Origin of the sequence: Litorilituus sediminis, assembly GCF_004295665.1 — a bacterium.
Taxonomy (GTDB): Bacteria; Pseudomonadota; Gammaproteobacteria; order Enterobacterales; family Alteromonadaceae; genus Colwellia; species Colwellia sediminis.
Map to the genome: position 1 here is coordinate 1190758 of NZ_CP034759.1, position 12891 is coordinate 1203648.

A 12891-nucleotide genomic window follows, 5' to 3' on the forward strand; every position below is an offset into this window, starting at 1 on the left:
TACCTATGAGCGCAACTTCTTATTTACTGGTGACTTCTTGGCATAGAATTTCAACATATTAGGTACATCTAAAATCAAAGCAATGCCACCATCACTTGTTATTGTTGCCCCAGCCATTCCTGGTGTACCATGTAGTAATCGATCAAGAGGCTTAATAACGACTTCTTCTTGGCCTATCAACCTATCAACCACAAATGCAACCTGCTGGTTACCTAGCTGTACAATCACTACATGGCCTTTATCGCGAGATTTATCAACAAAATTGCGAACCAACCATTGGTCTAGATAAAATAATGGAATCGCTTTTTCTCTAACAATAATAGTCAACTGACCATCAACACTATTGGTATTTGATAAATCTAAATGGAATATTTCATTTACAGAGGCTAACGGTAAGGCAAAAATTTGCTCGCCAACCACAACCATTAATGTTGGTAAAATTGCCAATGTTAACGGAACTTTGATCTCTAAAACCGTACCCACACCTAGCTCAGAATCAATATTAACAGTACCATTTAACTGAGTAATTTTTGTTTTAACTACGTCCATGCCAACGCCTCGGCCGGACACTTCAGAGATTTCTGTTTTCGTAGAAAACCCTGGCGCAAAAATCAAACTAAATGCTTCTTTATCTGACATTCGAGCAGCGGCATCATGATCTAAAACACCACGTTCAATCGCAATTTCTTTGAGCTTTTCAGCATTCATACCTGCACCATCATCTTTAATGGTTAACAGAATATGATCACCTTCTTGCGATGCAGATAATACAACAGTACCTTCTCTAGGCTTACCCATAGCTTCACGTACATCAGGCTCTTCAACACCATGATCGACGCTATTACGCACTAAGTGAACTAAAGGGTCGGCTAACGCCTCAACTAAATTTTTATCTAAATCAGTATCTTCACCTTCTAATACTAATTTAATGTCTTTCTTTAAACTTCTAGCTAAATCACGTACAACACGAGGGAATCGACCAAAAACCTTTTTGATCGGCTGCATACGCGTCTGCATGACCGCACCTTGCAAATCTGTGGTCACCGCATCTAAGTTAGAAACCGCTTTTGTTAAGTCTTCATCATCAGATGTTAACCCTAAACTTGTTAAACGATTTCGAACCAACACAAGCTCACCGACCATATTCATGATTTGGTCTAGTCGCTTAGTATCTACACGAACAGTTGTCTCACCTTGTGGTGTTGCCGATGCTTGCTGCGCTTTTTTCGCAGCAGCTGGTTTAGCCGCAGGCTCTTTTTTACTTGCAGGAGTAGGTTTAGCAGCAGGTTTGCTAGGCGACTCTTTCTTAACGGGTTCACTCGCAGGCGCTTTAGCTTCCTTAGTCTCTTCTACTGGTGCGGCAACCACCTTAGGTGCATTGCCCTTACCATGCAGCTCATCGAGTAATGACTCAAACTCATCATCATTGATCTCATCACTTGCAGAAGAGGTTGCACTCGAAGCGGTATCTGAAATCCCAGCGGAAAAAGCGCCCTGACCATGCAGTTCATCCAACAATGACTCAAATTCATCATCAGAGATTTCATCACTATCTGAAACGCTATTATCTTCTGCTGATACAGCTTCTTGAGGCGCTTCAACTGCGCTAGGCTGAACAGAGCCGCCACCATGTAATTCATCGAGTAAGCGCTCAAACTCATCTTCAGTCATTTCATCGGTTGGAGCATTATCTTCTTCAACGATAGGCTCAGGAGCAACAACTTGCTCTGCTACCACAGGCTCACTAACTTCGGGCTGTTCGCCATCTGGGGTACTTAATCTTTCTAACTCTGCCAATAAGTTTGCGTCTGCGGCAATAAGTGGTTCACGGTTTTGCACTAAAGCAAACATGTCATTAACAGTATCTAACGCCGACAGGATAGTATCCATAAGCTCAGGCGTTACCTGACGTTTCCCTGTACGCAACAAGTCAAAAATATTTTCTGACCAATGACATACATCAACTAGCTCCGTTAAGCTTAAGAAACCAGCACCACCTTTAACGGTATGGAAACCACGGAATATTGAATTTAATAAATCCGCATTATCAACGTCGTTTTCTAATTCGACTAACTCTTCTGAAAGCGACTCTAAGATTTCACCCGCTTCGACCAAAAAGTCCTGTAAAATTTCTTCATCTGCTTCAAAAGACATGCAGCGACTCCCGTTAAAACCCTAAACTTGATAAAAGATCATCAACATCGTCTTGATCTTCTACAACATCATTTCTGTTATCTTTGTTAACTATCGGCCCTTCAACTAAGTTATCGCCTAACTTAGGTTGCGCACTTTGTTTTGCATCCTCTGCTGAAATGCCAAATGCGGTTAACATATTAATTAAGCTATCTTCAACTTCTCTTACTAAATCAATAACCTTACGAATTACCTGACCAGTTAAATCTTGGAAATCCTGAGCCATTAAAACATCTGTCATTAAGGTATGAATATGATCAGTTTCTTTGCGAGTCGTTTTAAGTAAGTTATCTATATCTAAACACAAGGCTTTAAATTCTTTTAAATCAAGTTGATTATTCATTAATCGTGTCCAAGCAGGATCAACTTTTTTAACTTGATGAGAAATTGTGTCTACAACTGGAAATATTGATTCCACCGCATCCATTGTTTTGTTAGCGGCTTCTTCTGTTCTATCAATAACGAAATTCAAGCGCTCTTTCGCATCAGGAATATCTGCCGTCGCGAGATCATTCAATCGAGAATCAATCTGAAAGTTTGTTAAAGAATCGTGAAGTTGGCGGGTTAATTTACCTATTTCTGCAAACAACTCTGAGTTGATTGGGTTTTGAATTTCAGCAATTAGCGCATCCGCCTTATCTTGCTGATCAGTTTCCAAATACTCAACCAATGATTTTGCTTGCTCTAAAGAGATCCGCCCCATCATAGCTATACTCATGCAAAGTCCTTAATACTCATGCAAAACTCAATTTAGCTAGTACATTAGTAACTTTACAACCAAGGCTCAGTTACTAATGACTTGCTAAAATTCAATCAACACTAGCCTAAGCGCTCAAATATTTTATCTAGCTTAGTTTTCAGCGTTGCTGCAGTAAAAGGTTTAACAATATAGCCATTAACACCCGCTTGTGCTGCCATTACAATCTGCTCTTTTTTAGCTTCAGCTGTAATAAGCAATACAGGTATATGAGCCAAACTTGCATCGGCACGAATCGCTTTTAATAGATCAATACCTTGCATGCCCGGCATATTCCAATCGGTTACCACAAAGTCAAAATCTCCACCTTGTAGCATCGGCAACGCGGTACTGCCATCATCTGCTTCTTGAATATTGGTAAAACCTAAATCACGTAACAAATTTTTCACTATACGTCTCATTGTTGAGAAATCATCAACAACAAGTACTTTCATATTTTTATCCAAGGCACCCTCCGGCGAAACAATCAATTTATAATTCTAACTATTATTCTACTTAACTTTGCCAAGATTGCATACGAGCTTTTAACCTATGCATTGCTTGACTATGAATTTGACTAACTCGAGACTCACTGACATCGAGTACTTGGCCAATTTCACGTAAATTTAATTCTTCATCATAATACAGTGACAGTACTAAAGCTTCTCGCTCGGGTAAAGAACTAATGCACTCTGTTAAACCCTTTTTAAAGGCTGTTTGCTCTATATTTTGATATGGATCATCTGCTTGGCTGCCATCTGCATAATTTATTGCATCTTCACTGATACCAAGATCATCTATACCTAGAATTTTTCCTGTACTGACTTCACTTAATATATGATGGTAGTCATTTAATGAAATATCAAGTTTTTCAGCAACTTCTAAATCAGAAACATCACGACCTAATTTCGCTTCTAATTCTTTGATTGCATCACTTATCATTCGACTATTTTTATGAACAGACCGTGGTGTCCAATCACCACGGCGAATCTCATCAAGCATAGCGCCGCGTATTCTTATACCAGCAAAGGTTTCAAAGCTTGCCCCTTTACTATTATCAAAATTATTCGCCGCTTCAAAAAGCCCTATCATTCCAGATTGAATAAGATCATCAACTAGTACACTGGCAGGTAATCTGGCAAGTAAGTGATAGGCTATGCGTTTTACCAAAACCGTATGCTGTTCAAGCAACTGACTTTTATCGACTTGATTATTATAGGTAATAGCTTTTACCACGTGATTCAATTCTCACTATAACAATGGAAGTTAGTGAGCAATTAACTGCTCAATAAAAAACTCTAGGTGGCCTGATGCTTGTTTAGGAATAGGCCAAGATTCTACTTTACTTGCTAAACTCTTAAAGGCTTGTGAAGCTGGTGATTGCGGAAAGGCTTCAACTATAGCTTGCTGCTTCCTCACCGCCTTTCTGATATTTTCATCAAATGGCACCACAGCAACTAACTCTAAGGCAACATCTAAAAATCTATCGGTTACTTTAGTGAGTTTGGCAAAAAGCTGCTGGCCTTCATTCGCAGTTCGTACCATATTGGCGACTACTTTAAACTTAAAAACGCCGTGATCTCGGCTCAATAATTTCATCAGTGCATAACAGTCAGTGATCGATGTTGGCTCATCACATACCACTAACATGACATCTTGTGCGGCTCGAGTAAAACTCAATACCATATCAGAAATACCGGCGGCAGTATCAACAATCAAAACATCAAACTGGGTTTGCATTTCACTGAATGCTCTGATTAAGCCTGCATGCTCTGATGGTGTTAAATCAACCATAGATTGAGAGCCTGAGGTAGCCGGAATAATTTTTATGCCTGCTGGGCCATCAATAATAATATCGTCTAGTTCACATTCACCAGACAAGACATGGGAAAGATTACGCTTTACTCGCAAACCTAACATAACATCAACGTTTGCTAGACCTAAATCAGCATCTAATATAAGCACGCGTTTACCTAGTTGTCCCAATGCAATGGCGGTGTTCAATGAGATATTAGTTTTACCAACACCACCTTTACCTCCAGAAACAGCTATAACTTTAACTTTTTGTGAATCTTGCATTTTTCTTAAGCCGCTCGCTTGATCTATCATTAACTTACTACTTCTTATTTTAGCTTAGCTGAGAATTGATTTTAAAACATGGCTGCTGGCGCCACTGGCTTAGTTCGCGCAGAAGTACTACTAGCAGTTGCTGACTTGCTTGCCATCTTATCTGCAAGATTAACTAATTTCTCAGCATTTGCAACTTTAATATCTTCTGGAACTCTTTGCCCATCAGTAAGATACCCTATTGGCAAACCATTTTGAATAGAGGTTGTAATTATTTCGCCAATACTAACGCTTTCATCAAGTTTAGTATAAATACAACCTGCTAGCGGAACTTTCTTAAAGCGATCAACATTCTCTTGCATTACCTGCAATTGACTATTGGCAGCTAACACTAAGTAATTACGAATTCGAACACGAGCATTAGAAACAAGGTTAGTGAGTTGTTTCGCTAAACGCATGTCACGTTGTCCCATACCTGCGGTGTCAATTAAAATAAGCTTCTTCTTAGCAAATTGTTGTAATAACGCATCAAGCTCTTCACTGTCCTTTGCTAATTTCACCTGACAGCCAATAATTTTTCCATAGGTAGCAAGCTGTTCAAATCCAGCAATTCTGAAAGTGTCAGTAGAAATTAATGCCACTTGTTCACTACCATGCACTTGCGCAAAGCCTGCGGCCAATTTAGCAATGGTCGTTGTTTTTCCCACACCAGTTGGACCAACTAAGGCAACAACACCGCCGCGTTGAATAATATCATTTTGCGTAGTATTAATTTGCTGAGAAATAAGTTGAGTAGCATGATGCCAAGCTTCTTTTTCATGTACATTTTCTGGTACATAGCCAGCAATTTGATCTGCTATTTGCTCATTTAAACCCAGTGCAATTAAACGATTAACTAATACGGCACGTTGTGGGTCTTTTTGTGCCATATCCTGCCACATCAAACCAGACACTTGATGCTCTAATAGCGCTCTAATGGATGCCATTTCTTGCTGCATCTTATGAAAATCTTGCGCACTAACCGAGGCATTCTCTGTTGTTAATGCTGACTCAGCCAGTAAATCTTGCGCAACTGGGCTGGTAAAACCTTCACTTGCTGCTTGTACTTGAGTGTTCATCGTTGGGGCTGCTTGTTCCACTTCTTGACTCGCAACAAACTCAGTAGGTGCTGGAATTTCACCTTCAGGTGAAGAGTGACGTAATCTGTCAGTAAAGCTTTTTAGTTGTGCTTCTATACTTTGCTCTGCTTGTTGCTCATTTACTTGAGCGGCTGGCGCTGGGGTTTGCTGTACTTGACGATTTAACAAAGCTGCTAAGCTATCAGCTGGTGGCTCAGCTTGTGCTGGTGATGAAGCCACTGTTGAGCTAACATTGGCGGCTTGCATCTGCGCTGCCGCCCCTTGGCTCGGCTGACTCAAACTAACCACATCTTCAGACATAGCGTGCGTAGTAGGCGTTTGCTCTGAATGAGCTTGTTGAGCTTGAGGTACAACTTGGTTGTAGTCAACCGCAGCCATTAACTCAACACCCTCGGGTATTTTTTTATTAGACATAATTACAGCATCTGCACCTAACTCATCTTTAATTTGCGCTAATGCTGTACGCATATCTTTGGCAACAAAACGTCTAATTTTCACATCCAACCCCTTTCTACATCACTTTACCAGTACTCTCTCTATATCCTGAGAGTCGCTAGTATCATTATTGCCCTATGGCACTAACAATTTTGATTTGTTTATCATCAGGAATTTCTTGGTAAGAAATAACGCGCAAGCTTGGTATGGTATATTTTACAAACTTAGCTAATACGGTACGTAAAATTCCTGAGGTTAATAATATTGGCGCTTCACCAGCCATTTCTTGCTGCTGTGCTCCTTCAGTCAATGATTTTTGCAATCTTTCCGCCAAACCTGGCTCAATACCTGCGCCATCATCTCCTGCCATTTGCATAGACTGATGCAACATCTGTTCCAACTCAGGTGCCAAAGTTATGACAGGCACTTCAGCAGCAGCGCCAACAAGGTCTTGAATAATAAATTTACGTAATGTAATGCGCACAGCAGCAGTTAACACCTCGGGATCTTGGCTCTTAGGTCCATACTCAACTAAGGTTTGCACAATTGAACGCATATCTCTCACTGCAACGCCTTCATTCATTAAGCTTTGTAGTACTTTCACCACAGTACCTAAAGTTAAAATATCAGGAATGAAACCTTCCACTAATTTAGGGTAACTTTTCGCTAGCAGATCTAATAAGTTTTGTACTTCTTCGTGTCCTAACAACTGCGAAGCATTATTAGATAATATCTGGCTTAAGTGCGTTGCTAGTACTGTGGCGGCATCAACCACGGTATAACCTAAAGTTTGCGCCTGTTCTCGCTGACTTTTATCTATCCATACCGCATCTAAACCAAAGGCAGGATCTTTAGTTGGCGTGCCATCAAGTTGACCAAAGACTTGCCCAGGGTTAATAGCAAGCTCTTGATCGTGACGAATTTGCGCGCTACCTATGGTGACACCCATTAACGAGATTTGATAACTGTTAGGGTCTAGATCTAAATTATCGCGAATATGCACGGCAGGAACTAAAAAACCAAACTCTTGAGATAACTTCTTACGTACCCCTTTAATACGGCTTAATAATTCACCGCCCTGCGCCTTATCCACAAGTGGAATTAAACGATAGCCAATTTCTAAACCAATCACATCAACATGATTAACATCGTCCCAACCTAGCTCTTTAACTTCTTCTTCTTTTTGTTGATTTTGAACTTCTTCCTCTTGGGCAATCTTTTCCATTTCAATCGCTTTACTTGCTTTACGCTTGCTGCCCCAATAAGCACTTGCCGCAATAAGAACTGCAAAGAATAAAAAAGCAAAGTGTGGCATGCCAGGGATAATACCCATAACAAACATGACGCCCGCCGCAATATATAACGAGCGCTCTTGACCTAATTGACCGCTAACTTGCTCGCCCATATCTTGAGAAGTATTTTGGCGAGTAACGACTATCGCCGTACCTACTGAAAGCAATAAACCTGGAATTTGCGCAACTAAACCATCACCAATAGTTAATAGCGTATATATCTGCACAGCATCGTCAAAACTTAAGTCATGTTGAACCATACCTATGACTAAACCGCCAATAATATTAATGAAAAGAATTAAAATACCAGCAATGGCATCACCTTTTACAAACTTACTGGCACCATCCATAGAGCCGTAAAAGTCAGCTTCACTGGTGACTTCAATACGACGCTCTCTTGCTTGATCTTGCGTAATAAAGCCGGCATTTAAATCGGCATCAATAGCCATTTGCTTACCTGGCATAGCATCAAGGGTAAAACGTGCAGTCACTTCAGCAATACGGCCAGCACCTTTAGTAACAACAACAAAGTTGATAATAATGAGAATAAGGAAAACCACTAAACCTACCGCGTAGTTACCGCCAATAACTACGGAGCCAAACGCTTCAATAACTTTACCGGCAGCGGCTGTACCTTCATGCCCTTCTAGTAAAACAACACGCGTACTGGCAACATTTAACGCTAAACGTAAAATAGTCGCCACAAGTAACACCGCGGGAAATGAGCCAAAGTCTAGCGGCTTTAAGGTGTATACCGTTATCAATAACACCACTAAAGACAGGGCTATATTAAAAGAGAAAAGAATATCGAGCAGCCAAGGTGACATAGGTAGAATAACCATGCCCAATGCCGCCATCACCAATAAAGGTGTACCTAAGCCTGAGAAATGTCTAAATTTATTTTTATTAAATTGATTTAAATAGCCAGCTAATTGCATCGAATACTTCATGTGGTTTTTTTGACACTTGAGCTAGAAAAAGCAAATATCGCACCAAAAAAGTAATATCCCCTAACTTTTCCGCTTAGTATTTAAAGTCATCGGGAATAGGTAAGTCTTTAGCAATAGGAATAGGACGTCTTGCTCGACCTTTTTTATGCTCATTTAACTGAAAAATAAAGGCTAACACTTGCGCAACAGCAGCAAACAACTCTTCTGGTATGTCATCACCTACTTCTGCGGTATAATACAAGGAGCGCGCTAATGCTGGTGATTGAATGATCTCAACGCCATTTTCTTTTGCAATAGTGCGAATATGTATCGCCATTTCATCAACACCTTTAGCAATTAGCACTGGCGCGCCACCTACCGCAGCATCATATTGCAATGCCACTGAGTAATGTATCGGGTTAGTTATAACAACATCTGAATTAGGTACATCCGCCATCATGCGTCGTTGTGACATTTCATACTGTGTTCTTTTAATGCGCCCTTTTATCTCTGGATTACCCTCAGTATTTTTGTGCTCATCTTTAACTTCTTGCTTAGTCATTTTCAGCTGACGAGTGTGATTCCAGATTTGATATGGCGCATCAATAACCGCAATAATCCCCACAGACATAGCGAGCACTAAAAACATCCACAGCAGCATATTGACCGCGTGATCAAAGTTATCAGGAATACTTTCTAAACTGAGCGCTAAAATTTCTTCAAACAGCGTAGTCAGTAAAATAAAGGCAACAATAAAAACCACGAAAAATTTTAGAATTGATTTAATTAGCTCCACCGCAGCCTGTACGCCAAACATACGCTTAAAGCCAGCTATAGGTGATAATCGGCTTGCTTTGGGCGCCATGGCTTCCCAACTAAAGCTCATACCACCTAGCATAGTATTACCAACAAAAGCGGCAATAATGATTATGAGAAAAATCCATAACATGGGCCAGATAACGATACTGACGCCATCACTGATAACGCTAAATAATGCGTTAACATCCATGGTTTCACGACGACTTAAATGAAACAGGCGCTTCATCATAGTCGCAATAGCACTTGCCAGTGAATTGCCCATTAATAATAACGCACAAGCACTGCCAACTAGCACAAACATAGTGCCTAAATCTTTAGAGCGGGCAATTTGCCCCTTTTTTCGGGCGTCTGTTAGCTTTTTCGCCGTGGGTTGTTCACTTTTTTCGCCGCTATCTGACTCTGCCATATATCACCTTAACTACTGCACTGCACAATCAATTAAGTAACAGCTAAAATCTAGCGCCCGCTGCCATTGCAACTCGAAGTGGGTTAAAAAGTTACCAAAAGTAAGCCACATAATCAGTAAACCTGCCATCATAGAGATAGGAAAACCAATAGCGAAAATGTTTAACTGTGGCGCTGCCCTGGTCATAATACCAAAAGAAAAGTTAATCAAAAGCATAGCTGTGAGTGGCGCTAATGAAAGCGATAAAGCGGTGGCAAACATCCAACTGGCCCATTCCACAATTTCTTTATATTTAATGCTCGATAAATGCTCTGTCGGTATAGGTAAAGTATCAAAACTGGCCACAATAAACTGTAAATAAGCCAGATGCCCGTCCATGATCCAAAACAGTAACGTCGTTAATATTAAGAAAAACTGACCTACAGCCGGTACATTCATACCGCTTGCAGGATCAACCAAAGAGGCAAAACCTAAGCCAGACTGCATAGCAATTATTTGTCCAGCTAAAGTAAATGTATTGACGACCATAACAGTAATAAAGCCGAGCATAATACCTATGATTAATTGCTGAAACAGTAAAATCAAAGTATGAAAAGATAATAACTCTGGTACTTGTGTGGCAGGTATTGCCGGCATCACAGCTATGGTCAAAGTGACACATAAAATCAACTTTACTCGAGTGGTGATGGTTCTTGCGCCAAAACCAATCATGGTCATAATTAACGCAGATATACGAGAAAAAGGCAGAATAAAATCAGCCAGATATTGATTAATAACTGACTCGGTAAATTCCATTAGCCCACCACACTAGGAATACTATTGATAAGGCGAATGGTATAATCCATAAGCTTTTGCACCCCCCAATGTCCGCCAATAATCAAGGCAAGTAAGGTAACTATGAGTCGAGGCAAAAAACTTAAGGTTTGCTCGTTAATTGAAGTAGCCGCCTGAAAGACAGCAACAATTAAACCAATAATTAAACTGGGCACGATTACCGCACTAACCAGCACAATAACCAACAACAGCGCATCTCGTAATATATCAACAAATATTTCAGGACTCATCAGCATGTACTCCTGCGCGCATTTAATATTAGCTTAGTGTTTTTTAGCAAAACAAACACAGCTAACTCCCCATACCATAACTAGTTGCTATAGTACCAATAACAAGGTTCCATCCATCTACTAAAACAAATAACATCAATTTAAATGGCAAAGAAACTATCATAGGTGACAACATCATCATACCCATTGCCATCAGAATACTGGCAACCACTAAATCAATAATTAAAAAAGGAATAAATAGAATAAAACCAATCTGAAACGCTGTTTTTAATTCGCTAATAATAAAAGCGGGAATAATTACCGTCATTGGTAAATCTGTTGGCTTATCAACCGCTTCAATACCAGCCATTGCTGCAAGTGTATCTAAGTCTTTAACTCGAGTTTGCTCAAGCATAAAGGCTCTAAGCGGGATTTTACCTTTATCAATTGCTTCAACTGAGGTTAACTGCTCAGCTAAATAAGGCTGTATCGCAGTTTCATTCACTTGATTATAAACCGGCGTCATAATAAAAAGCGTCATAAATAGTGTTAAGCCTATAATCACTTGGTTTGATGGTGTTTGTTGTAAACCAAAGGCTTGTCTTAATATCGCCATCACAACAACTATACGCGTGAAAGACGTCATCATAATAACAGCAGCAGGGATAAAGCTCAGCGCTGTCATAAACATTAAAATTTGTAGGGTAACCGAGTATTCTTGAGAGCCGTCAGGGTTGGTCGTTAATGTTAAAGCTCGAAGCGCAAGCTCCTCAGCTGCTAGCACATTAAAACTAGCACAAAATAACAGTATGATTGAGGTTAGAATGGCTATTTTTTTCATAATTTCCTTGCTAGCTGAATTAAGCTTGAACAGGCGAATAATTTATTGATGGCTTTTTTGCAATTTTTTTTGAATTAAAGACATCATACTATTTGGCACATTAGCCATATCGGACTTTTCTACAGCTAAAGGCTCTGACAGGGTTTCAATATGAGTAATTTGTTGGCTAGTTACCCCAAGCACCATTTGCTTTTCACCTACTTGCACTACGACTAATCTTTCTTTTGCTCCAAGTGGCACGCTAGAGAGCACTTTTATTTGCCCATTGCCTTGCTGAACAATATTAAAACGCTTTAACACTAAGGCACTAACAACAATTAAACCAAGCACCATTAACAGCGACAAAATCATGCTACCTGCATCCATATTTGTCATTACATGCTTGCCCACTTGTGGTGTTGCTTGTTCAGCTTGCTCCTGCGCATAAGTCAGGGTTGATAACAAGCTCACAAACAAAGCAAGACCCTTAACTAAGCATGCTTTAGCAAAGCCTTTACTCTTGATAGCTGAGTGAATGGGTAATCTTTTTTCAGCATAAATCATGGCATTAGGCTCAATTATTTAAGCTTTTTAATACGTTCAATTTGACTGATCACGTCAGTTAAACGAATACCAAACTTATCGTTAACAACAACAACTTCACCGTGTGCGATTAAGGTACCATTTACTAACACATCTAATGATTCACCAGCAACGCGATCAAGCTCAACCACTGAGCCTTGGTTCAATTGTAGTAAATTCCTAATGCTGATATGGCTACGCCCTACTTCCATTGAAATAGTCACAGGAATATCTAAAATTGCATCTAACTTGCGCTTTTCTTCACCTGATATTGGCGCATCTTCAGTTAGCTCTTCTAACTCAACAGCTTGCGCTTCATCAGCAGCCGCTTTAGCTTCTGCTTGCTCATCTAGCGCCTCATCCCACATACTCAGGTCATCATCTTTTTCACTCATACCACTTGCCTCAATTTAATACTCTGTCACTTATT

Annotated in this window: 13 protein-coding genes; all 13 read right to left on the reverse strand. The window is 40.1% G+C overall.

The genetic code is table 11. The features are described 5' to 3' along the window. Nucleotides 1–3: 3 nt before the first annotated feature. Nucleotides 4–2154, reverse strand: coding sequence for a chemotaxis protein CheA (locus EMK97_RS05370; protein ID WP_130600119.1), 2151 nt, complete (start codon nucleotides 2152–2154; stop codon nucleotides 4–6). A 13-nt stretch (nucleotides 2155–2167) separates the two neighbouring features. Next, nucleotides 2168–2911 (reverse strand): protein phosphatase CheZ, encoded by a 744-nt coding sequence (locus EMK97_RS05375; RefSeq protein WP_130600121.1) that lies wholly within the window; start codon nucleotides 2909–2911, stop codon nucleotides 2168–2170. A 101-nt stretch (nucleotides 2912–3012) separates the two neighbouring features. Continuing rightward, complete coding sequence (gene cheY, locus EMK97_RS05380; RefSeq protein WP_118959975.1) at nucleotides 3013–3396, reverse strand: chemotaxis response regulator CheY; 384 nt, start codon at nucleotides 3394–3396, stop codon at nucleotides 3013–3015. Nucleotides 3397–3445: 49 nt separating this feature from the next. Then, complete coding sequence (locus EMK97_RS05385) at nucleotides 3446–4165, reverse strand: RNA polymerase sigma factor FliA (protein WP_130600123.1); 720 nt, start codon at nucleotides 4163–4165, stop codon at nucleotides 3446–3448. A gap of 30 nt (nucleotides 4166–4195) precedes the next feature. Further along, a complete protein-coding gene (locus EMK97_RS05390) occupies nucleotides 4196–5038 on the reverse strand; it encodes a MinD/ParA family protein (protein WP_130600125.1) in 843 nt (280 codons plus the stop codon). Between the two features lie 41 nt (nucleotides 5039–5079). Continuing rightward, nucleotides 5080–6633 carry a flagellar biosynthesis GTPase FlhF gene (gene flhF / locus EMK97_RS05395; RefSeq protein ID WP_130600127.1) on the reverse strand — a complete coding sequence of 518 codons (1554 nt, stop codon included), beginning with the start codon at nucleotides 6631–6633 and terminating at the stop codon, nucleotides 5080–5082. Nucleotides 6634–6697: 64 nt separating this feature from the next. After that, complete coding sequence (flhA, locus tag EMK97_RS05400; protein ID WP_130604386.1) at nucleotides 6698–8800, reverse strand: flagellar biosynthesis protein FlhA; 2103 nt, start codon at nucleotides 8798–8800, stop codon at nucleotides 6698–6700. An 85-nt stretch (nucleotides 8801–8885) separates the two neighbouring features. Then, a complete protein-coding gene (gene flhB, locus EMK97_RS05405; protein ID WP_130600129.1) occupies nucleotides 8886–10016 on the reverse strand; it encodes a flagellar biosynthesis protein FlhB in 1131 nt (376 codons plus the stop codon). Nucleotides 10017–10028: 12 nt separating this feature from the next. Continuing rightward, nucleotides 10029–10811 (reverse strand): flagellar biosynthetic protein FliR, encoded by a 783-nt coding sequence (fliR, locus tag EMK97_RS05410; RefSeq protein WP_130600131.1) that lies wholly within the window; start codon nucleotides 10809–10811, stop codon nucleotides 10029–10031. Continuing rightward, a complete protein-coding gene (gene fliQ / locus EMK97_RS05415; RefSeq protein WP_130600133.1) occupies nucleotides 10811–11080 on the reverse strand; it encodes a flagellar biosynthesis protein FliQ in 270 nt (89 codons plus the stop codon). The genes fliR and fliQ overlap by 1 nt, the downstream gene beginning before the upstream one ends. A 61-nt stretch (nucleotides 11081–11141) precedes the next feature. Beyond that, nucleotides 11142–11900: a flagellar type III secretion system pore protein FliP gene (fliP, locus tag EMK97_RS05420; RefSeq protein WP_130600135.1), complete on the reverse strand. Its 759-nt coding sequence runs from the start codon at nucleotides 11898–11900 to the stop codon at nucleotides 11142–11144. A gap of 42 nt (nucleotides 11901–11942) precedes the next feature. Continuing rightward, complete coding sequence (gene fliO, locus EMK97_RS05425; protein ID WP_130600137.1) at nucleotides 11943–12443, reverse strand: flagellar biosynthetic protein FliO; 501 nt, start codon at nucleotides 12441–12443, stop codon at nucleotides 11943–11945. Nucleotides 12444–12457: 14 nt separating this feature from the next. Next, the gene (fliN, locus tag EMK97_RS05430) at nucleotides 12458–12856 is read right to left on the reverse strand and encodes a flagellar motor switch protein FliN (RefSeq protein WP_130600139.1); all 399 of its coding nucleotides are present in this window, start codon (nucleotides 12854–12856) and stop codon (nucleotides 12458–12460) included. Nucleotides 12857–12891: the final 35 nt, after the last annotated feature.

Coding starts and splice junctions, on each gene's coding strand:
- fliP (WP_130600135.1), bottom strand. CDS start 11,900: ATGAAAAAAATAGCCATTCTAACCTCAATCATACTGTTATTTTGTGCT.
- EMK97_RS05390 (WP_130600125.1), bottom strand. CDS start 5,038: ATGATAGATCAAGCGAGCGGCTTAAGAAAAATGCAAGATTCACAAAAA.
- EMK97_RS05375 (WP_130600121.1), bottom strand. CDS start 2,911: ATGAGTATAGCTATGATGGGGCGGATCTCTTTAGAGCAAGCAAAATCA.
- fliN (WP_130600139.1), bottom strand. CDS start 12,856: ATGAGTGAAAAAGATGATGACCTGAGTATGTGGGATGAGGCGCTAGAT.
- fliO (WP_130600137.1), bottom strand. CDS start 12,443: ATGATTTATGCTGAAAAAAGATTACCCATTCACTCAGCTATCAAGAGT.
- flhB (WP_130600129.1), bottom strand. CDS start 10,016: ATGGCAGAGTCAGATAGCGGCGAAAAAAGTGAACAACCCACGGCGAAA.
- flhA (WP_130604386.1), bottom strand. CDS start 8,800: ATGCAATTAGCTGGCTATTTAAATCAATTTAATAAAAATAAATTTAGA.
- fliR (WP_130600131.1), bottom strand. CDS start 10,811: ATGGAATTTACCGAGTCAGTTATTAATCAATATCTGGCTGATTTTATT.
- EMK97_RS05370 (WP_130600119.1), bottom strand. CDS start 2,154: ATGTCTTTTGAAGCAGATGAAGAAATTTTACAGGACTTTTTGGTCGAA.
- fliQ (WP_130600133.1), bottom strand. CDS start 11,080: ATGAGTCCTGAAATATTTGTTGATATATTACGAGATGCGCTGTTGTTG.